The 20,223-nt window shown below is 70.0% G+C and carries 17 protein-coding genes; 7 read left to right on the top strand and 10 right to left on the bottom strand.

What is annotated here, in order from left to right:
• Positions 1–39 precede the first annotated feature (39 nt).
• On the top strand, positions 40–1,284 hold the full coding sequence (locus QF027_RS31090; RefSeq protein WP_307078423.1) for a hypothetical protein: 1,245 nt from the start codon (positions 40–42) through the stop codon (positions 1,282–1,284).
• Here QF027_RS31090 and QF027_RS31085 read toward each other — a convergent pair.
• Entirely contained in the window at positions 1,281–2,597 is a 1,317-nt protein-coding gene (locus tag QF027_RS31085; RefSeq protein ID WP_307078420.1) for an Nramp family divalent metal transporter, read from the bottom strand. The two genes, QF027_RS31090 and QF027_RS31085, sit on opposite strands and share 4 nt — an antisense overlap.
• Positions 2,598–2,901: 304 nt before the next feature.
• On the opposite strand from QF027_RS31085, the gene QF027_RS31080 reads away from it, so the two are divergent.
• On the top strand, positions 2,902–4,236 hold the full coding sequence (locus QF027_RS31080; RefSeq protein WP_307078418.1) for a M14 family metallopeptidase: 1,335 nt from the start codon (positions 2,902–2,904) through the stop codon (positions 4,234–4,236).
• A gap of 69 nt (positions 4,237–4,305) precedes the next feature.
• Here QF027_RS31080 and QF027_RS31075 read toward each other — a convergent pair whose 3' ends face one another.
• From QF027_RS31075 to QF027_RS31055, 5 genes are all read right to left on the bottom strand, one after another.
• Positions 4,306–4,818: a hypothetical protein gene (locus QF027_RS31075; RefSeq protein ID WP_306976942.1), complete on the bottom strand. Its 513-nt coding sequence runs from the start codon at positions 4,816–4,818 to the stop codon at positions 4,306–4,308.
• A gap of 83 nt (positions 4,819–4,901) precedes the next feature.
• Complete coding sequence (locus QF027_RS31070) at positions 4,902–6,374, bottom strand: GntP family permease (protein WP_306976944.1); 1,473 nt, start codon at positions 6,372–6,374, stop codon at positions 4,902–4,904.
• Positions 6,375–6,490: 116 nt separating this feature from the next.
• Positions 6,491–6,901 (bottom strand): RidA family protein, encoded by a 411-nt coding sequence (locus QF027_RS31065; RefSeq protein ID WP_306976946.1) that lies wholly within the window; start codon positions 6,899–6,901, stop codon positions 6,491–6,493.
• Complete coding sequence (locus QF027_RS31060) at positions 6,898–7,659, bottom strand: IclR family transcriptional regulator (RefSeq protein ID WP_306976948.1); 762 nt, start codon at positions 7,657–7,659, stop codon at positions 6,898–6,900. The genes QF027_RS31065 and QF027_RS31060 overlap by 4 nt, the downstream gene beginning before the upstream one ends.
• A complete protein-coding gene (locus tag QF027_RS31055; RefSeq protein ID WP_307078416.1) occupies positions 7,656–9,149 on the bottom strand; it encodes a sugar kinase in 1,494 nt (497 codons plus the stop codon). Before QF027_RS31055 ends, QF027_RS31060 begins: the two co-directional genes overlap by 4 nt.
• A gap of 139 nt (positions 9,150–9,288) precedes the next feature.
• Here QF027_RS31055 and QF027_RS31050 point away from each other — a divergent pair, with 139 nt between their 5' ends.
• Entirely contained in the window at positions 9,289–10,551 is a 1,263-nt protein-coding gene (locus QF027_RS31050) for an amino acid deaminase (protein ID WP_306976952.1), read from the top strand.
• Between the two features lie 20 nt (positions 10,552–10,571).
• Positions 10,572–12,212, top strand: a complete 1,641-nt coding sequence (locus QF027_RS31045) for an N-acyl-D-amino-acid deacylase family protein (RefSeq protein ID WP_307078414.1) — start codon at positions 10,572–10,574, stop codon at positions 12,210–12,212.
• Here QF027_RS31045 and QF027_RS31040 read toward each other — a convergent pair.
• From QF027_RS31040 to QF027_RS31030, 3 genes are all read right to left on the bottom strand, one after another.
• Positions 12,202–13,134: a S1 family peptidase gene (locus tag QF027_RS31040; protein WP_307078412.1), complete on the bottom strand. Its 933-nt coding sequence runs from the start codon at positions 13,132–13,134 to the stop codon at positions 12,202–12,204. The genes QF027_RS31045 and QF027_RS31040 overlap by 11 nt on opposite strands.
• A gap of 105 nt (positions 13,135–13,239) precedes the next feature.
• Positions 13,240–15,012: a P-loop NTPase fold protein gene (locus QF027_RS31035; RefSeq protein ID WP_307078410.1), complete on the bottom strand. Its 1,773-nt coding sequence runs from the start codon at positions 15,010–15,012 to the stop codon at positions 13,240–13,242.
• Between the two features lie 46 nt (positions 15,013–15,058).
• Positions 15,059–15,739, bottom strand: coding sequence for a hypothetical protein (locus tag QF027_RS31030; RefSeq protein ID WP_307078408.1), 681 nt, complete (start codon positions 15,737–15,739; stop codon positions 15,059–15,061).
• Between the two features lie 126 nt (positions 15,740–15,865).
• On the opposite strand from QF027_RS31030, the gene QF027_RS31025 reads away from it, so the two are divergent.
• The 3 genes from QF027_RS31025 to QF027_RS31015 all read left to right on the top strand — a co-directional run bounded on the left by QF027_RS31025 (position 15,866) and on the right by QF027_RS31015 (position 19,020).
• Positions 15,866–17,077, top strand: coding sequence for a pyridoxal phosphate-dependent aminotransferase (locus QF027_RS31025; protein WP_306976964.1), 1,212 nt, complete (start codon positions 15,866–15,868; stop codon positions 17,075–17,077).
• Between the two features lie 49 nt (positions 17,078–17,126).
• Positions 17,127–17,555 carry an SCO4983 family protein gene (locus tag QF027_RS31020; protein WP_306976966.1) on the top strand — a complete coding sequence of 143 codons (429 nt, stop codon included), beginning with the start codon at positions 17,127–17,129 and terminating at the stop codon, positions 17,553–17,555.
• Positions 17,556–17,724: 169 nt separating this feature from the next.
• Positions 17,725–19,020, top strand: a complete 1,296-nt coding sequence (locus QF027_RS31015) for a glycosyltransferase (protein ID WP_307078405.1) — start codon at positions 17,725–17,727, stop codon at positions 19,018–19,020.
• Between the two features lie 206 nt (positions 19,021–19,226).
• Here QF027_RS31015 and QF027_RS31010 read toward each other — a convergent pair whose 3' ends face one another.
• Positions 19,227–19,862, bottom strand: a complete 636-nt coding sequence (locus tag QF027_RS31010) for a hypothetical protein (protein ID WP_307078403.1) — start codon at positions 19,860–19,862, stop codon at positions 19,227–19,229.
• Positions 19,863–20,223 lie beyond the last annotated feature (361 nt).

Raw genomic sequence — 20,223 nt, 5'->3', positions numbered from 1 at the left:
TTCCCTTTCGTCCGACCGACCCGGAACGGTGGCTGCCCCATGTTCACAGACCAGCACAAGGACCCCTTCGAGGAGCGGCTCGTCACCGCCCTGCACGAGACCGGCGGCGAGTTCGACACCGACCGCACGGCCCTCGCCGCACGCGGCGCGGCACGGGGCCGGCGCAAGCGGTTCGTGCGGCGGGCCGCCGTCGCCGGAGGCACCGCGAGCGTCGTGCTCGCCTGCGTCGGCGGAGCGCTGGTCCTGCGGCCGGGCGGTACGGCGACCGAGGCCGTGCCGTCGTCCATGACGGCCTCCGCCAAGCCGAAGCCGAGCGTCACGGCCACGCCCGCGACCGGCGAGCAGATGATCGAGACCCTCAAGAAACTGTTGCCCGAGGGCGAATTCAGCGAGGAGCGCGGGCGGGGCACCGAGCCGACCGACGACCTGAAGGTGCCCGCGCCGTACGCCGGGCTCGTCTTCGACGACGGCGACGGCGCCGCGGCCGTCGAGGTCGGCGTGGGCCGGGTGCAGCCGGGCGGTACGGAGGCCCGGCAGGCGGCCCAGTGCCCCGACCGGGCGTACATCCCGTACGACGCCTGCAAGACGAGTCGGCTGGCCGACGGCTCCGTGGTCACCGTGCTCCAGAGGTACGAGTATGCCGACCGCCGGGTGGACACGAAGCTCTGGACCGCCGAACTGGTCACCCCGACCGGGCAGCACATCACCGTCAGCGAGTGGAACGCGGCCGCCGAGAAGGACAAGCCCGTCACCCGGACCGATCCCCCGCTGAACCCGGCTCAGTTGACGCGGCTGGCGGCGGCGAAGGAGTGGCGCACGGTCGCGAACGCCCTCCCCGAGCCCCTCCCCGAGCCGGAGCTCCCCGGCTCCGACCTGCACGCCCGCACCAACCTGCTGGCCCTGCTGCCCAAGGGACTGAAGGTGACCGACAAGAGCAGCGACGACGGCGACTTCGCCTACGCCGTGGTCGACGACGGCAAGGGCAGGAGCATGGTCCAGGTCAATGTGCAGCCGAACATGCTGGACTCGGCCGGCGACCTCTTCGGCTCGAACTCCGAGACCCTGCCCGACGGCACCCGGGTCGCCGTCAGACAGGGCCGGGGGGACAGGGCCGACCAGGTCATGTGGACCGTCGACACCATGCGCGCCGACGGCAGGCGCGTGGTGATCAGCGCCTTCAACGCCGGCACCCAGTACGAGCCCGCGACCCGTGCGACCCCCGCGCTGACCATCGCCCAGATGCGGAAGATGGCGCTCGACGCCCGGTGGTGGAGCGGCAGTTAGAAGAACTCCGACCACGGCTGGTCCCAGATCTGCTTCACGCACAGGACCAGGAACAGCAGGCCAGCGATCGCCAGCATCCCGTTGCTCAGGGGGCCGTTGCGCCACTCCCTGGGCGTGCGGGAGGTGTTCAACAGCCACATCAGTGTGCCGGCCAGGAAGGGGAGGAAGGCCGCGCCGAGGACGCCGTAGAGGATGACCAGGCGGAAGGGCTGGCCCTGGAAGAGGAGGACCATCGGGGGGAAGGTCAGCCAGAGCAGGTAGGCGCGGAAGGGCCAGGAGCGCTCGCGGGAGCCGGACGCGACCTCCTGGCCGGAGGCCGCCGCACCCTCGCCGCCGCGGTACCGCGCCACGAAGTCCGCGAACATCAGGCTCACGCCGTGCCAGACGCCGATCAATGAGGTGAAGGACGTGGCGAAGAAGCCGATCAGGAAGAACTTGGCGGTCGCCGAGCCGTACTCGTCCTCCAGGATGTCGCTCAGCTGGATGAGCCCCTTGTCGCCGCTCGCGATCGCCACGTCAGCGTTGTGCAGCAGTTCCGCGCCGACGAAGAGCATGGCGACGACGAAGATGCCGGTGGTGATGTAGGCGACCCGGTTGTCGAGGCGCATCACCTTCATCCAGCCGGTGTTGGTCCACCCCTTGGCGTTGACCCAGTAGCCGTACGCCGCGAGCGTGATCGTGCCGCCGACGCCGCCGATCAGACCGAGGGTGTTGAGGATCGAGTCCTTCTCGTCGGGCAGGACGGGGAGCAGGCCCGCGAAGGCGTCCGGCAGGTTCGGGGTGACCCTGATCGCCAGGTACACCGTCACCACGAACATGACGCCCACCAGGACCGTCATGACCTTCTCGAACACCGCGTACTTGTTGAACCAGACGAAGACCAGGCCGACCAGACCGCAGGCGATGGCCCACCATTCGAGGTCCATCACGTCGGGGAACAGGGCCTGGAGCGGCAGCGCGCTGGACGACATCGCCGCCGCGCCGTACACGAAGCCCCAGATCACCACGTAGGCGGCGAAGAACCAGGTGGTCCAGCGGCCCAGGCTCGCCCAGCCGTCGAACAGGGTGCTGCCGGTGGACAGATGCCAGCGGCCCGCGGCCTCCGCGAGGGAGATCTTGACCAGACAGCCGATCACCGCGGCCCACAGCAGGGTGTAGCCGAAGTTGCTGCCCGCGATGAGCGTGGCGACGAGGTCTCCGGCGCCGACGCCGGTCGCGGCGACGACGATACCCGGCCCGATGTACCGCCAACTGGACTTGCGCGGTACGGAGTTCGCCTCACCGGTCACTGTGTTGTCCGTGGTGTCCGCCATGAAGGTCAAGAAACCCTAAAGATCGCGGCCAGGCAAGAGGGCGTGCGGTGAAGGAAGACAAAGGTCGCCCGGGCGACGAGGGTGTCCGTCGGTGGCCCGGTGGAGCGGGCCGGCCGGGGGTGCACCAAGTGCCCACAGCCGACGCACAGTTCACGCCATCGCGTCTTTATTCGCTCTTGACCTGACCATGTCACAAGCAGACCATGAGCGGCACACCCGCACCGGCAGCACGTCGCTGAACCACCCCCGCTCCACTCCCCCACTTCCGGAGATCCCGGAAACCCCGGAGAACCCAGGAGACTTCATGCGACTTCGCATACGCGGTTCCGGCACCCGCGGCGGCACCCGCTACGCCGCCCTCGCCGCCGTTATGGCCCTCACCCTCGCGGCCCCGCTCTCCGCGAACGCCGACAGTGCCCCGAAAGCGGCACCGAGCGCCGAGGACGTCCGGCAGTACGAGATCCACCAGCACACAACGCCCGTGACCCGTACGGCGATCCAGCAGAGCGGCGTGACCGTCGACGAGGCCGACGAGGAGACCGTCGTGGTCTCCGGGAACGCGGCCCAGATCAAGAGACTGCGCCGACTCGGCTACCAGGTCGTCGAGAGGGGAGCGGCCCCGGACCGGATCGCCGAGGACGAGGTCCGGCTGTACGACTTCCCGTCGGCCGACTCGCGCTACCACAACTACGCCGAGATGAACGCCGAGATCGACCAGCGCCTCGCCGCCTACCCGAACATCATGAGCAAGCGGGTCATCGGCACGTCGTACCAGGGCCGGGACATCGTCGCCATCAAGATCAGCGACAACGTGGCGACCGACGAGGCCGAGCCCGAGGTGCTGTTCACCCACCACCAGCACGCCCGCGAGCACCTCACGGTGGAGATGGCCCTGTATCTGCTGCGCGAACTCGGCGCCGGCTACGGGAGCGACGCACGGGTGACGAACATGGTGAACAACCGTGAGATCTGGATCGTCCCCGACCTCAACCCGGACGGCGGCGAGTACGACATCGCCACCGGTTCCTACCGCTCGTGGCGCAAGAACCGGCAGCCCAACTCCGGTTCCTCGGCCGTCGGCACCGACCTCAACCGCAACTGGGCCTACCGCTGGGGCTGCTGCGGCGGTTCGTCCGGATCGACGTCCTCCGAGACTTACCGGGGTACGGCCGCCGAGTCGGCGCCGGAGGTCAAGGTCGTGGCCGACTTCGTGCGCAGCCGGGTCGTCGGCGGGGTCCAGCAGATCAAGTCGAACATCGACTTCCACACGTACAGCGAACTGGTGCTGTGGCCCTACGGGTACACGTACTCCGACACGGCGACCGGCATGACGGCGGACGACAACGCCGTGTTCAAGGCCGTCGGGCAGAAGATGGCCGCGAGCAACGGGTACACGGCGGAGCAGGCGAGCGACCTGTACATCACCGACGGGTCGATCGACGACTATCTCTGGGGCACACACAAGATCTTCTCGTACACCTTCGAGATGTATCCGTCGTCGAGTTCCGGTGGTGGGTTCTATCCGCCCGACGAGGTGATCGAGCGGGAGACCTCGCGGAACCGGGACGCGGTGCTGCAGCTGCTGGAGAACTCGGACTGCATGTACCGGTCCATCGGGAAGCAGGCGCAGTACTGCTAGGGCGGTGGGTGTTCGGGGTGGTGGGGAGCTGCGGGCCGGTTGCGGCTGGTCGCGCAGTTCCCCGCGCCCCTAGGGGGTCTCCTCGGGCTCTTCCTTCTCCGGGGCCGGAGTCTCGTCCTCGAAATACGTGTCCAGGACCTTGTCCAGTTGCTCGTCCCACTCGGTGAAGAGGGACCTCGACGTGGCCTCGATCTCGATCGGGTACCAGCGGCGGTCGGGGGTGTGCACCGTGATGGTGAACCGCTTGCCGAAGCGCGGGGACTCCGTCTCGACGGCACCGATCTCGTCCCAGCGGAACTCACAGGCCTGGTCGTCGAGGGAGAGCCGTACGCCCTGGTGATCGGCGACGATCTTCGCGCGCCGGTCGGCGGCCTCGAACACGGGCCCGTCGGCGGGTTCCTCGGCCACTTCGGTCTCCTCGGAGACCGCCGCCTCCGCCGCGGGTTCGTCGGCCTCCACGGCCTCCTCCGCCCTGGCCTCCTCCGCCTCGCCGGACACGGGTGAGGTGAGCCCGGGGATGAAAGCCGGGTCGAATCCGGCGCCTTCCAGGGGCTGGCTGCTCGAACCTATGCGCTGCTCCACAGCGGGCAGTATGGTCGACGATCCTGTGCCCGACACAGCCGGCCCCTACATCGTTATCGGACGCCTACATGGGGCCACACCGCCTACACGAACACACTCAGGACCGCCGCCACCACAAATCCCGCCACCGACAGCACCGTCTCCAGCACGGTCCACGTCCTGAGCGTGTCCCGCTCGCTGATGCCGAAGTACTTGGCGACCATCCAGAAGCCCCCGTCGTTGACGTGCGAGGCGAAGATGGAGCCGGCCGAGATGGCCATGATGACGAGTGCGACGAAGGCCTGGGAGTGGTCGCCTTCCGACAGCAGCGGCGCGACGATGCCGGCCGTGGTGACGATGGCGACCGTCGCCGAGCCCTGCGCCACGCGCAGGACCACCGAGATCAGGTAGGAGAGCACGATCACGGGCAGGCCGACGTCGTTGAAGGTGTCGGAGAGCGCCTGGGCGACCCCGCTGGCCTTGAGGACGGCGCCGAAGACACCGCCCGCGCCGACGACGAGCAGGATGTTGCCGACCGGCTTGAGGGACGCGGTGGACACCGTCTCCAGGGACTTGCGGGACCAGCCGCGGCGGATGCCGAGCAGGTAGTACGCGAGAACCAGGGCGATCGTCAGCGCCACGAAGGGGCTGCCGAAGAACTCGATCACCGAGCGGCCCGTGGAGGGGTCGAGCGCGATCGAGGAGAAGGTGGCGGCGAGGATCAGGATCAGGGGCGTACCGATGATGCCGAGGACCGTGCCGAGCGGTATGGGGTCCTCGCGCGGCACGACACCCTGCGACCGCTGCTCCTCGATCACCGCCTGCTTCGCCTCCGCGGCCGCCTCCACCATGTCCTGCGGTACGGCGACGAAGATGCGGCGGCCGACCCAGGCCGAGTAGACCCACGCGGCGAGCACCGCGGGGATGCCGCAGACGATGCCCATGAGGATCACCCAGCCGAGCTCCACATTGAGCAGACCGGCGGCCGCGACCGGGCCCGGGTGCGGGGGCAGGAACGCGTGGGTCATCGAGAGGCCGGCCAGCAGCGGCAGACAGTAGAGCAGGATCGACTTGCCGCTGCGCTTCGCCGCCGCGTACACGATCGGCGCGAGCACGAAGATACCGACGTCGAAGAAGACCGGGATGCCGAAGATCAGACCGGTGAGGCCCATGGCGAGCGGGGCGCGCTTCTCGCCGAAGAGGTTCAGCAGCCGGGACGCCAACACCTCAGCGCCGCCGCTGACTTCGAGAATCGCCCCGAGCATCGTGCCCAGGCCGATGATGATCGCGACGTGGCCGAGGATGCCGCCCATTCCGGACTCGATGGTGGACACGGCGTCCGACCGCTGGACCGTGCCGAAGAGTTCGGTGACCGAGAGACCCGCGAGCAGGCCGACGGCTATGGAGACGCCGAGCAGAGCGACGAAGGGCTGGAGTCTCGCCTTGATGATCAGGAAGAGGAGCAGGGCGATACCGATGGCGGCGACCGTGAGGAGACCGGCCGTGCCGTCGATGAGGAGGAGCAGACCGCCGGTGTGCGGGGGTGTCTCGGTGGTCGCGGCGAGCGGTAGGGACATGGGGGGAGGTCCTCTGCGTAAGTACATGGAGCTTTCGGGCAGGGGGCATCGCGGTACGGCCCGGTCACGGGCCGCACCGGTCACGGCGTGCGGGAGTCGGTGGAGCCGGCGGAGTCTCAGCCGAGAACGGCGAGCGCGTCGATCTCGATGAGGAGCCCGGCGGGAAGGCCGACGTAGACGGTGGTCCGCGCGGCGGGCGGGGCGGTGAGGCCCTGCTCCTCGAAGTAGGTGTTGTAGATCGAGTTCATCTCGGCGAAGTGGTCCACGTCCGTCAGATAGACGCGGATCATCATCGCGTCGTCCCAGGAGGCGCCGCCCTCCTCCAGGATCGCCTTGACGTTGGCGAGGGTCTGGAGGGTCTGCTCGCGCAGGGTGGGCCCGGCGGGCGTGGGCGGCTTGCCCTCCTCGGCCGGGAGGAAGCCGACCTGTCCGGCGACCTGGAGGATGTTGCCCTTCTTGACCCCGTGGGAGAACTTCGCCGGCGGGGTGGTGTGGGTCTTGGGGGTGAGCGCGATCTTGTCCGTCATACGGATTCCTTTGCTGTTGTTCTGCCCGAGTACTCGCCGCTGATGGCGTCGGCCGTACGGCGGACCTGCGGAAGCAGGGTGAGGAGTTCCTCGGCGGTGACGACGACGTTCGGCGCGGAGACCGACATCGCGGCGACGACCTTGCCGTCGGCGCCGCGGATGGGGGCGGCGACGCAGTTGATGGACTCCTCGTGGCCACCGAGGTCGGTGGCCCAGCCCTGTTCGCGCACGCGCTCCAGCTCCTTGAGGAAAGCGGGTGCGTTGGGTGTCGAACGGGCCGTGTACAGGGGGTAGTCGAGCTTGTCCGCGAGGGCGTGTCGCTCGGCTTCGGGGAGATCGGCGAGCAGCAGTTTCGCCACGGCCGCGACGGTGATGGCGACGGGCTTGCCGATCCGCGAGTACATCCGCACGGGGTACCGGCTCTCGACCTTGTCGATGTACAGCACCTCGTCCTCCTCGTACACGGCGAGGTGGACGGTGTGCCCGCACAGCTCGTTCAGCCGTACGAGATGGGGGTGGGCGATCTCGCGGATGTCGAGGTTCTCCATCGCCTCCTGGGCGAGGGCGATGAGGCGGGCGCCGAGGCGGTAACGCTGGTCGGACTGGCGGTAGACCATGCCGTGTTCGTGGAGCGTGCGGAGGAGTCGCAGCGCGGTGGACTTGTGGACGCCGAGGCGGTCGGCGACCTGACCGAGGTCGGCGGGTCCCTCTGCGAGCAGCGGCAGGATGCTGAGTGCTCGGTCGACGGTCTGACTCATGGGGTGCGTACCTCCTCCGGGGCCGTACCGGCTTGCGTCCAGCCGGGGCCGAGTCGAAGTGTCCCCCACGTGTCGTCCGCGACGGCGGCCAGTCGGTCGGAGGTGTCGCGGGTGGGGGGTGTCGCGAGGTCGCCGGGGGTGGTGAGGGCGGCGGCGGCGTAGAGGTGGCCGTGGCGGAGGCGGGTCTTCAGGGGAAGGCCGCGGAGAGTGGCGGAGAGGAACCCGGCAGCGAAGGCATCACCGGCGCCCGTGGTCGCCACGACGTCCACGTGCAGGGCGGGGACGAAGATGCCCGGCTCCGGGGCCGGCCGGGGATGGGCGTCGCCCACCCACGCCGACGCAGCACCGTCCTCCGCAGACCCAGAGCCACCCCCAACGGCACGACCACCCGCAGACTGCGCGGAACGGGCTGAAAGACCGACACCCCCCGGCCCCGGGTCGGCGTCGCCCACCCACGCCGACGCAGCACCGTCCCCCACAGCCCCGGAGCCACCCCCAACGGCACGACCACCCGCAGACTGCGCGGAACGGGCTGAAAGACCGACACCCCCCGGCCCCGGGTCGGCGTCGCCCACCCACGCCGGCGCAGCACCGTCCTCCACAGCCCCGGAGCCACCCACAACGGCACGACCACCCGCAGGCTCGGTGCGCAGGGGAGAGGGGGCAGCAGTTTGTGTCTGCGGGCCGGTGTCCGACTTGAGGGGCGCGGGGCTGTGTCGAAGTGCGGCTCCGCCTCGGGGGGTGAACGGACCCGGCCGACCCGCGGCCGACACGAATGCCGTAGCCCCCACCCCTCCCTGCTTCACCACCAACACCCCTGGCTCGGGCAACGCGGCCCGAATCGCCGACGGTCCGCCCGAAATCCCCCACGCCTCCTCCGCCTCGTCCTCCCCCACGAACACGATGTCGGCCCCCCGAGCCAACTCCAGCAACACCCGCGGACCGTCGGCGTCCCGCCACAGGCCGGCCCGGTGGTTGACGTCGAAGGACACCAGCGGCCGGCTCTCACCCGGCGCCATCAGCGCACGCAGCAGCGCCAGACACCCCTCCGACAACGCCGCCGTGATTCCCGACAGATGCAGCACCCGAGCCGCCCGCACCGCCGCCAGGTCCACGGTCTCCACCGACATCGCCGACGCGGCCGACCCCGCCCGGTAGTACGCGACCTCATGCGCGTCCGTCGCCCGGTCCCCCGCCGTACGGAAGTACACCCCGGTAGGACGCCAGGAATCCCGCCCCACGGCGGAGACATCGACCCCGTACCCCCCGACCGTCTCGAGCAGGTGGTCCCCGAACCCGTCCGACCCGACCCGGCTGACCCACCGAACGGCATGGCCGGCGGCAGCCAACCCGCACGCCACGTTCGACTCCGCCCCGCCGATCGCCCGGTCGAAGGACGGCACGTCGGCGAGCCGGCCCGCACGCGTGGGCAGGAACGTGACCATGGACTCGCCGAGCGCGACGACGTCCACGACGTCGGGGGCATTCACGATGGTCGTAGCTCCTCGTCGATGGCGGAGGGTCACGGCGGCTCCATTGACCCCGCGTTGGCCTGGATGTTAGACAGCAGTAAGCGTTATACGCAATGGCCGTTGCAGATGTCGCAACCCACCTGATCAGGGAGGCCCCTTGTCCCTCGCCCGCCTCGCAGAGGACCGCGTCGACCACCGTTTCAAGGGCCTCCCCCCGGACGCGGACGGCCTGTCCGTCGCCGAGCTGACCGCCCAGCGCCGCAACCTCTTCACCGGCGGCTTCACCACCCCCCTGCTGGCCCTCTCCGCCGAGCGCCTGGAGCACAACCTCGCGCTCATGGAGACGTACGCCGCCCGCCACGGCCTCGCCTTCGCCCCGCACGGCAAGACGACCATGGCCCCCCAGCTCTTCCGGCGGCAGATCGACCACGGCGCCTGGGGCATCACCCTCGCCGTCCCCCACCAGGTACGCGTCGCCCGCGCCTTCGGCATCGAGCGGATCTTCCTCGCCAACGAGCTCGTGGACCCGGCGGCGCTGAAGTGGATCGCCGCCGAGCTCGACACCGATCCCGCCTTCCGCTTCATCTGCTACGTCGACTCCGTGCGCGGAGTCGAGCTGATGGACGCGGCCCTCCGGGGCGCCGCCCGTCCCCTGGACGTCGTCGTCGAGCTCGCCGCCGGCGAGGGCGCCCGCACCGGTGTCCGTACGGAGGCGGAGTGCGCGGCGGTCGCCGACGCGGTCGCGGCCACCGGGACGCTACGGCTCGTCGGCGTCGCCGGATACGAGGGCGAGGTCCCCGGGGCGGACCCGGAGCGCGTCCACACCTGGCTGCGCCGGCTCGTCGCCCTGGCCGCCGACTTCGACAAAGCGGGACGGTTCACCGCGGCGGGGCCCGACGAGATCGTGATCAGCGCCGGCGGCAGCGCCTGGTTCGACGCGGTCGCCGACGTCTTCGCCGAGATCCCCGAACTCTCCCGCCCCGTCCTGAAGTTGCTCCGCTCCGGCGCCTACGTCTCGCACGACGACGGCCACTACCGCAAGGTGACCCCCTTCAACCGGATCCCCGAGGAGGGCGCCCTGGAGCCGGCGTTCCGCCTGTGGACGCAGGTCGTCTCCCGCCCCTCCCCCGAGCAGGCCTTCACCAACGCGGGCAAGCGGGACGCCGCCCACGACCTCGACCTGCCCTTCCCCCAGGTGGTCCGCCGGGGCGACACCGAGCGCCCGGCCACCGGCATCGAGGTGACCGCCCTCTCCGACCAGCACGCCTGGCTGCGCACGGCTGCCGGAGCCGACCTGGAGGTCGGTGACTGGCTGGGCCTCGGCCTCTCCCACCCGTGCACGTCCTTCGACAAGTGGCAACTCATCCCCGTGGCGCAGGCCGACGGCACCGTTGTGGAATACATCCGCACGTTCTTCTGAGACGCGAAGGGAGTCCGGTGATGGAAGAGCTCGTCATCCGGGACGCCGACGTCGTCGACGGCAGCGGCGCGCCCTCGTACCGCGCCGACGTCGTGGTCGACGGCGGCCGGATCGTCTCGATCGTCAAGGAGGCGGCCGACGCAGGCTGTCAACGCCCCACGGCGAGAAGGGAGCTGGACGCCGAAGGCCTCGTCCTGTCCCCCGGCTTCATCGACATGCACGCCCACAGCGACCTGGCCCTGCTGCGCGACCCCGACCACAGCTCCAAGGCCGCGCAGGGGGTCACGCTCGAAGTGCTGGGCCAGGACGGGCTGTCGTACGCGCCGGTCGACGACCGCACCCTGGAGGAGGTCCGCCGCGCCATCACCGGGTGGAACGGCTACGGCGACGACGTCGACTTCGACTGGCGGTCGGTGGGCGAGTACCTGGACCGCCTCGACCGCGGGATCGCCGTCAACGCGGCCTATCTGATCCCCCAGGGCACGCTCCGCGCGCTCGTCGTCGGCTGGGAGGACCGCGAGGCGACTCCGCGGGAGCTGGACCGTATGCGCCGGCTGGTCGCGGAAGGCATGGAACAGGGCGCGGTCGGCATGTCGTCGGGCCTGACCTACACCCCGGGCATGTACGCCAAGGACGCCGAACTGACCGAGCTGTGCCGGGTGGTGGCCGAGTACGGCGGCTACTACTGCCCGCACCACCGCTCGTACGGGGCGGGCGCGCTGGAGGCGTACGAGGAGATGGTCGCCCTGGCCCGGGAGGCCGGCTGTTCCCTCCATCTCGCCCACGCCACCATGAACTTCGGCGTGAACAAGGGCCGGGCGCCGGAACTGCTCGCCCTCCTGGACGAGGCGCTGGCGTCGGGTGCGGACATCAGCCTGGACACCTATCCCTACACCCCCGGCTCCACGACCCTCGCAGCCCTGCTGCCGAGCTGGGCGAGCGAGGGCGGCCCCGAGGCCGTCCTGAAGCGGCTGGCGGACGACGACACGGCCGAGCGGATCCGGCATCACCTGGAGGAGATCGGTGCCGACGGGTGCCACGGTGTGCCCGTCGAGTGGGACACCATCGAGATCTCGGGCGTCGGCGACGCGGCCTTCGCGGACCTCGTCGGCCGTACGGTCGCGGAGTCGGCCCGCTCGCGAGGCGAGAGCCCCTGGACGACCGCCCGCCGGCTCCTGCTCGCCGACCGGCTGGCCCCGTCGATCCTCCAGCACGTCGGCCACGAGGAGAACGTCCGCACGATCATGCGGCACCCGGTGCACACCGGCGGCTCCGACGGCATTCTGCACGGCGCCAAGCCGCATCCGCGGGCGTACGGCACGTTTCCCAGGTATCTGGGCACGTACGTGAGGGAGTTGGGCGTCCTCTCCCTGGAGGAGTGCGTCGCGCATCTCACCTCGCGTCCGGCGTCCCGGCTGCGCCTGCCGGACCGCGGCCTCGTCAGGGAGGGCTACCGGGCCGACCTGGTCCTCTTCGACCCGGAGACGGTGGCACCGGGGTCGACGTTCGAGGACCCGCGCCGGTTGCCGACCGGTATTCCGCACGTCCTGGTCGACGGACGGTTCGTGATCGAGGACGGCCGGCGCACGGACGTCCTGGCAGGCCGGGCGGTCCGTCACAGTCCCGTGCGACGGAACGCCCCGCACAGCGCTACGGCTTAGGCAGCGTGCACGCGCTCGCGTTCAGGTTGAGCTGGTTCCCCGTCGTGAAGCAGGCCGGGATGTTGTAGATCTCCTGGGCGTAGTTGATGCCCTCGCGGACGGTGACGTTGCCGTTCGCGTCGACCTCGCACGGGTTGTTCTCCGTGCAGCGCTCGCCGTCCTCGTTGCCGGTGTTGTTGACGGCGACGACCTTGCCGGTGGACTGGTCGATGACGGGCGAGCCCGAGGTACCGCCGATGGTCTGGCAGGCGGAGGTGTAACGGACCGAGTCCTTCCAGGTCCAGTCACCCTCCTTGAGGCGGTACGCGAACCCGTCGATGTTGCAGCTGTAGAGCCTCTTCCAGTAACCGGAGGCCACGGTGATGGCGGTACCGGCGGTGGGGTGCGTTTCCTGCACGGTGAGCGCGGAGATGCCGTACGAGCTCTTGATCGACGCGTACGTGCTGGTGAGCTGGTAGATCGAGACGTCCGTGTCGGTCATCGTCCCGTAGGCGAGCTTGTTGGCGCGCAGGGTGGCGACCCTGGTGCCGGAGGAGTTGAGCAGTCCGAAGGTCCGGCTGGAGGCCTGGTCGGTGAGCACCTCGCCCGGCTCCGGGAAGCCGGTGGTGAGGCAGTGCCCGTTGCTGAGCACCAGCGCCGGGTCGGTGTCCAGGGAGTTCGGGAACCGGATGACCGAGCCGGAACAGTTGCTGAGCGAGACGGTCCCGGCGAGGGTCACAGCCTTCAGCTTGGGCGACGGTGACGTGAGCTGCGACAGACTCGCCGTGGTGGACGTGACCACGTCGTGGACCACGGAGGTGACCGTGTCCGTGTCGACGCCCTTGCCCACGCTCGTGGCCGTGGGTTCGGCCGCGACCGCGGGTGCCGTACTCATCCCGGCGAAGGCCAGGATGCTGAGCGCGGCGACGAGAGGCTTTCTCATGTGGGGGTCCCCTCTTGCGACTTGGGCGGCCGGAAATCTTCCGGCCGCCCGCGATTTTGTCATGCACATTGTGAAGATAGGTGGGTTATTGGGCAAGAAGCTGTGTCAAGCCCGCGCGTTCGGCCTGGCCGGGAGGGGGGTCCGGCGGCCGGAGCGGAGCACGGCGTCGATGCGTCGGTACAACTCCCTGCTGGACATGGTGATCTCCGCGCCCAGTTCCCGGCAGCGGCTCTCGCGGTTCGGAGTGATGCGGGCCGTGTAGAAGATCGCGGGTCCGTCGTAACGGCCACTGTCCCGCCAGCGCCGAAGAGCCGTGAACCCGGCGTCGCCGTCCCTACCGCGCGCCACGTCGGAGATCAGCAGGTCGACACGGGTGGGTCCGTCGATGATGCGCTCCGCCTGCCGCGCGTCCTCGGCGACCGCCACCTGCGCGCCCAGGAACTCCAGATCCGCGGCGTGCTCGGCGTTGTTCTCCGGATGGTCGTCGACCCACAGGACGAAGGCGCCCGCGTAGGGGCGGGGCCTCTCCTCGCCGGACTCCACCGTCGCGACCGGGCCGACGCCGCGCCTGAGACGCTCCACCAGCTCGGTGGCGTCGGGCATGCCCATCAGTTCCTCGACGAGCGTCACGAAGTTCTGGTCCCGCTCCAACGCCGGGAAGCCGTTGGGCAGATACTCCTCGAGCCGGGCCAGGACGGCGCCCCACTCCTCCCGGTCGTCCAGGGCGGGCGCGGCGAGGCCGTGCTCGGTGAGATGGTTCGCCGTGGTCTGCCAGGCCTCCCCGTCCGGCGTCACCGACGGCCGGCTCAGCACCCTGCGGGCCACCCGGTAGTCGAGGAACTCCCAGGCCGCGTTCCTATGGCTGCGGTCCCCCGCCAGCAGGGTCCGGTAGAAGTCCGCGTACAGATGTTGCAGGAGCAGCGTGCGGATGACCGCCTCCGAGTCGAACCTCTCCCACACCGGGTTGAGCGAGCACTCCAAGCCGAAACCGTTGATGAGCCGCTTGATCCGGCGCGGGTTGCGGGCCGAGCGCTCGGCGATCAGTCGCACCAGCGCGTCGTCCGCGAGCAGTTGCTGCACGCCCGAGCGCTCGGCACACCGCCGTACGTACGCCTCGATGCGCTCGTCCCCCGTCACCGGGATCCGGTAGCTCGTCTGGAAGATCTTCTCCATGAACGCCGACCCCGCGGGGCCCAGGTCCCGCAGCAGGCCGGACGGGCCGAGCGCAGAGCGGTCGCAGCCGATGACGAAGGCCAGCCCCGGCACGTCCAGATAGATCTTGACCGCCTCGCACACCGCGAGCACGGTCTCCTCCGAGCAGCGGTCGAGGTCGTCCACGAAGACCACGAGCAGGCGTGAAGGTTCGTGCGGCGCCGACTGCGCCCACTGCCGGGCGACGTCGCGCAGGGCCTGGCGCATGTCGTTGCGGGCCTTCGCGTCGACGGACAGGTCGCGCCAGAACCGGTCGACGATCCCGGCCGCGCCGAAGGGTGCCGCGGCCACGGTCAGCGTCGTCTGCACGGCGCGGACGAGCACGGCCTGTTCGTCGAGGCGGTTCAGTACGCGGTGCAGCAGCCGTCTGTCGAAGCGGGCCAGGACGGACTTGATGAGCCCCTCCAGGGCGTCGTCCCCCGTGGCGGTCCAGGCGTTGTACCAGACGGTCTCGACATCCCTGTATCCCTGCCGCAGCTCCGCCTCGACCAGCTTCATCAGGCTGCTCTTGCCCATCCCCCACCCGGCGTCGACGGCGAGCGTGAAGGGGGTCGACGTACGGGAGTCGTGCACCAGCTTGGCCAGCTCCCGGGCGGCCCGGCCGGTGCCCAGCAGGTCGGACTCCTGGTCCGTCACCGGCTCGTCGTTCAACAGCGCGAAGTCCATGCCAAGCCCTCCCCGTTCGGCATGGTCAACTTACCGAGTCGGACGGCTACTTGGGGCCTGCGGTGCTGCCCTGTCCGCGTCCTTTGCCGTCGGAGTTGCCGGGGCCGTCGGCGGAGGCGGAGCTCGACGAGGGCGATGGCGACGGCGAACCTGAAGGGGTGGGCCGGGTGCCGGAGGAGGCCCCCGCCGACGGACTCCCGTCCGTCTCCTCGCCCGCGGACGCATCCGCGGAGGTGTCCACGCCGGACGCGGCGGCACCGCTCGCCGGCCCGCCGGAGGCCGTCGCCCCCGGGACCGCCGGGCGACCGGAGGACGCCGGGTCGGTGGCGTCGCTCGCCCCGGCGGAGGCCGACGGGGTGCCGTCCCGCTGGTCCTGCGCGGGCCCCGAGGAGGAGCCCGAGGAGGACAGCCCAGCGATCAGGGCCGCCGCCGACACCACCCCGACGGCTCCGACCGCCACGACCACCCGTCGCGAGCGCCGGACGCCCATGCCGCGCGCGGCGCGCCGCCGGGCGGCCCGGCCGGCGGGCAGCGGGCCGGGCGGCTCCCGGTCGCCGGGCTCCGGGGCCGCGGGTTCGACCCGGGGGAGCTCGGCCGTCGCGTCGTACACGTTCTGCCAGCCGTGCGCCGCCGCCGGATCCGTGTACTCCTCGTACGCCGGGGCCGGTGCGGGCTGCGGCTGGTAGACGTTGGGCGCCCCGGACTCGTACTCGACTGGGCTCGACATGGCGACGGATTGTAGAGACGGATGTGCCAGGTGGGACAGCTACCGGCGATAACAGCCCAAACGGACGTGTCTCACGTGGCGGAAAGCACGGCCCGCGAAGCGTTACCGGGCCGTAAGCTCCCAGACATGCAGGTGATCCAGTCGACCAAGCTCGCGAATGTCTGTTACGAGATCCGGGGCCCGGTTCTCGAGGAGGCGATGCGCCTGGAAGCGGCCGGGCACCGCATCCTCAAGCTGAACACGGGCAACCCCGCCGCCTTCGGGTTCGAGGCGCCGCCCGAGATCCTGGAGGACGTCCTCCGGAACGTGTCGACGGCCCACGGATACGGCGACGCGAAGGGGCTGCTGGCCGCGCGGCGAGCCGTCGTCATGCACAACCAGACCATCGGCATCGAGACCGACGTCGAGCACGTCTTCATCGGCAACGGCGTCTCCGAGCTGATCGTGATGGCGATGCAGGGCCTGCTCGACGACGGCGACGAGGTCCTCGTACCCGCTCCCGACTACCCGTTGTGGACGGCCGCGGTGTCGCTGTCCGGCGGGACGGCCGTGCACTACCGCTGCGACGAGCAGGCGGACTGGATGCCCGACCTCGCGGACGTGGAGCGGAAGGTCACCGACCGCACCAAGGCGATCGTCATCATCAACCCCAACAACCCCACGGGCGCGGTCTACGACGAGACCATGCTCAAGGGCCTGACCGACATCGCCCGCCGACACAACCTGCTGGTCTGCTCGGACGAGATCTACGACAAGATCCTCTACGACGGTGCCACGCACACCCCGACGGCGTCGATCGCCCCGGATCTGCTCACCCTCACCTTCAACGGCATGTCGAAGGCGTACCGGGTGGCCGGGTACCGCGTGGGCTGGATGTCGATCTCCGGCCCCCGCGCCCACGCCGACTCCTACATCGAGGGCCTGACCATCCTGGCCAACATGCGCCTGTGCGCGAACATGCCGGGACAGCACGGGGTGGTCGCCGCGCTCAGCGGGCGGCAGTCGATCAAGGACCTGGTGCTGCCGGGCGGCCGGCTCGTCGAGCAGCGGGATGTGGCGTACGAGCTGCTGACCCAGATCCCCGGCGTGAGCTGTGTGAAGCCGAAGGGGGCGCTGTATCTCTTCCCGAGGCTCGACCCCAATGTCTTCAAGATCAAGGACGACCGGCGGATGGTCCTGGACCTGTTGCGCCAGGAGAAGATCATGGTCGTCCAGGGCTCCGGCTTCAACTGGCCCGAGCCCGACCACTTCCGGGTGGTGACCCTGCCGACGGTCGGTGACCTGCGGGACGCGGTGGGGCGGATCTCGAACTTCCTGGATGGGTACGGCCAACTTTAGACAGAATCTAAGCTAGGATGGTTTCCTGCCAGCATCAGGAGGCCATCCCATGTACGAACCGATCCGCACCAAGTCGGTCCACAGCACGATGGCCGACGCCCCTTCCGACTTCCCCCACCGCTCACGCGAGGAAGAGCTGGACATCCAGCTCGCCGGCCATCTCGCCGCACTGCTCGCCGTCACGGACGAGCTGCGTGCGCTGGCCCCGTCCGCCGACCTGGACACCGCGGCCGAGCGGCTCGCCGAACAGGTGGCCCGGCTGCGGGGAGGCCGTACGCAGGATCGCGCGGTGGCCTCCGGCGGGCGGCGCGAGGCACAGGTCGTGCCGCTGCACCGGCGGGCACATGCTCTGGCCGGGCGGGCGCTGGTCGTCGCCGCGTCCCGCGCCGACACGGCGGCGGCGATCCTGAGCGCCGAGCGCATGGACGCGCACGCCGCAGCGCTGCCCGAACCGAGGGAACTCACCCCCGCGGGCTGACCCTGCCGGCTCCCCATGAGCGGCCCCGGTCCGCGTGCACCCGCAGCGAGGCGCGGACCGGGCGCCATGTTTGTCAGAAGACCTCCCTGCGTACATTCGGGTGGACTGCGGGCCCCACGTTCCCGCCAAGCGGCGGCACCGTCGGCACGGCCTCGTAGCGTCGATGGACATGGCACTCGTCCACGATCAGATGACGTCGACCGCGACACCCAGGTTCTCCGTCTTCACCCCCAGCCACCGGCCCCGCTTCCTCGACGATTGCCTGGCGACCCTGCAGGCGCAGACCTGTCCGGACTGGGAGTGGATCGTCCTGCTCAACAACGGCGCCCGGTGGCGGCCGGAGCAGCCCGACGAGAGAGTCCGGGTGGAGATCGCCGACGAGATCGTCGGTGTCGGAGCGGCGAAGCGCAGGGCCTGTGAACTGGCGCGCGGCGAGATCCTCGTGGAACTCGACCACGACGACCTGCTGGCGAAGGCGTGCCTGGCGGAACTCGGCAAGGCCTTCGACGCGCGTCCCGACGCCGTGTTCGTCTACAGCAACACCGCGCAGATCGGGGAGGACGGGAAGCGCGACGACAGTCGTTTCAACGAGGAGCACGGCTGGCACTACGAGGACGTGCGCGTGGACGGGCGCAAGCTGCTTCAGGTCAGGTCCATGGCTCCGACCCCGCACAACGTCGCCTACATCTGGTACGCGCCCAACCACGTGCGGGCGTTCCGCAAGGACGCCTACGACAAGGCCGGCGGGTACGACGCGGCTCGCACGGTCCTGGACGACCAGGACCTGATGTGCCGTCTGTACCACATCGGCGACTTCCACCACATTCCCCGCTGTCTGTACCTCCAGCGGATGCACCCGGCGAACACCCAGCGCGACCCGGAGATCAACGCGCACATCCAGCGCGAGACGGTCGCCCTGTACGACAAGTACATCGAGGCCAACGCCCTCGCCTGGACCTACCGGAGGGGACTGGTCGCGCTGGACCTCGGCGCGGCCCGCCGCAAGCCGCCCGGCTACGTGGGCGTGGACAAGTACCCGGCGGAGGGCGTCGACATCGTCGCGACCCTGCCCGGCAGGGTGGACCTGCCCGATGACTCCGTCGGCCTGATGCGAGCCGTGAACTTCCTCGAGCACGTGCCCGCGAAGGTGCCGCTGATCAACGAGCTGTACCGGCTGCTGGCACCCGGCGGCATGCTCCTCACGGTGACACCCAGCTCCGACGGCCGGGGCGCGTACCAGGACCCGAGTCATGTCGCGTACTACAACGAGAACTCGTTCTGGTACTACACGGACAACCACTACCGCGCTGTCGTGCCCGATCTGGAGGCGCGGTTCCAGAGTTCGCGACTTGCCACCTACTTCCCGTCCGAGTGGCACTCCGAGAAGAACATCTCGTATGTGACCGCCAACCTCATCGCGATGAAGGACGGCGCCGAACGGTGCGGCGGGCCGCTGCTGGTGTAGCAGCCCGAGCGGCGAAGCCAGGCAGGCAGCTCCAGAGCCAAGAGGGCGGCCGCCGGTTGTCGTGGGCCGGCACACCTTACGCAGGCCGGGCGCATGGTTCTCGGAGTGCGTTTGTGCCCGGTGGTCGCCGCCGGGGCGATTCGACGGGTCGTCACTCGAACGGTGCCCCCTCGGCCGAAGCCTCGGGGGCACCACTCAGAGGGGAGTTACGGGGTCACATCGGCGCAGACCACGTAGGCGGTGACGAGGGCTCCTGTGCCGGTGGCGATGCCCTGCCACCCGGTGGGAGGCGTCACCGCGGTACCGCCGATCGGGTAGCTCCCGGTGAGGGGGGTCGCGGCCAGGGCTCCGCCGCCGGTGGCGACATCGGTGCCCAGGCAGTTGGCTGTCGCGGTTCCCGCGGCGGTGGCGGTGATGACGTAGGAACTGCCGACCGAGCCCGGAGTTCCCTGCGGGCCCTGCGGCCCCCGTGGCCCCCGTGGCCCCTGCGGCCCCTGCGGACCCCGTGAACCCTGCGCGCCCTGCGGACCCCGCGGACCCTGCTTGCCAGGCTTGCCCTGGGGGCCGCGGCCGCGGTCCTGGAGGGCGCGATCCTGGTCGGCGCCGCCCGGTTGCAACGCCGCCTGCCCATCAGAGCCGGCCCTGCGGATCGCGTCGGCGATGGCGCCGGTGGGGGCGTTGTTCGGGCGCAGTTGCGGCACGGTGCGGTCGGCGCTCGACCCCTGCATCGCGTCGGCGGCAGCCACCGTGCTCGGGACGACGCTGAGCGCCACGGCGACCGCACCCACCGACACCATCGTGGCGGATCTCAGGCGCGAGATTCTGATCGTTCTGCGGTTCAAGAGAACCTTCCTCACGGTCAGGAGGGATCAGACTCGTAAGCGCGCACTTCATGCGCTTCATTTCGCTTGCGCGCCTCATCCCTTATGGACACAGACGAGGCACTTCTTCCCCTTTCATGAAAAAATGATGAAACATCTGCCCCTTCGGTGAACAAAGATCACCCCGGCGACGTCGGTGTCTTTGGCGCCCATTGCCCACACCGCCAAAAGGGTGACCTTGGTCGAATGTCCGGCCCTGGCCTTCGAGAATGGGCTGCCGCGAGGCACAAGCGAAGGCCCGCCGTCGTCTCTCGCGTCGGGGCGGACGGGAGAGACGACGGCGGGCCACGGACCCCGCACGCCGTTGTACGAAGTCTCGCCG

Origin of the sequence: Streptomyces canus, from assembly GCF_030816965.1 — a bacterium.
In the GTDB taxonomy this organism is placed as follows: Bacteria; Actinomycetota; Actinomycetes; order Streptomycetales; family Streptomycetaceae; genus Streptomyces; species Streptomyces canus_E.
The sequence above is the reverse complement of the archived record's forward strand: the minus strand, read 5'-3'. Positions and strand labels throughout refer to the sequence as shown.

Coding starts and splice junctions, on each gene's coding strand:
- QF027_RS31090 (WP_307078423.1), top strand. CDS start 40: ATGTTCACAGACCAGCACAAGGACCCCTTCGAGGAGCGGCTCGTCACC.
- QF027_RS31085 (WP_307078420.1), bottom strand. CDS start 2,597: ATGGCGGACACCACGGACAACACAGTGACCGGTGAGGCGAACTCCGTA.
- QF027_RS31080 (WP_307078418.1), top strand. CDS start 2,902: ATGCGACTTCGCATACGCGGTTCCGGCACCCGCGGCGGCACCCGCTAC.
- QF027_RS31070 (WP_306976944.1), bottom strand. CDS start 6,374: ATGTCCCTACCGCTCGCCGCGACCACCGAGACACCCCCGCACACCGGC.
- QF027_RS31065 (WP_306976946.1), bottom strand. CDS start 6,901: ATGACGGACAAGATCGCGCTCACCCCCAAGACCCACACCACCCCGCCG.
- QF027_RS31060 (WP_306976948.1), bottom strand. CDS start 7,659: ATGAGTCAGACCGTCGACCGAGCACTCAGCATCCTGCCGCTGCTCGCA.
- QF027_RS31045 (WP_307078414.1), top strand. CDS start 10,572: ATGGAAGAGCTCGTCATCCGGGACGCCGACGTCGTCGACGGCAGCGGC.
- QF027_RS31040 (WP_307078412.1), bottom strand. CDS start 13,134: ATGAGAAAGCCTCTCGTCGCCGCGCTCAGCATCCTGGCCTTCGCCGGG.
- QF027_RS31035 (WP_307078410.1), bottom strand. CDS start 15,012: ATGGACTTCGCGCTGTTGAACGACGAGCCGGTGACGGACCAGGAGTCC.
- QF027_RS31030 (WP_307078408.1), bottom strand. CDS start 15,739: ATGTCGAGCCCAGTCGAGTACGAGTCCGGGGCGCCCAACGTCTACCAG.
- QF027_RS31025 (WP_306976964.1), top strand. CDS start 15,866: ATGCAGGTGATCCAGTCGACCAAGCTCGCGAATGTCTGTTACGAGATC.
- QF027_RS31020 (WP_306976966.1), top strand. CDS start 17,127: ATGTACGAACCGATCCGCACCAAGTCGGTCCACAGCACGATGGCCGAC.
- QF027_RS31015 (WP_307078405.1), top strand. CDS start 17,725: ATGGCACTCGTCCACGATCAGATGACGTCGACCGCGACACCCAGGTTC.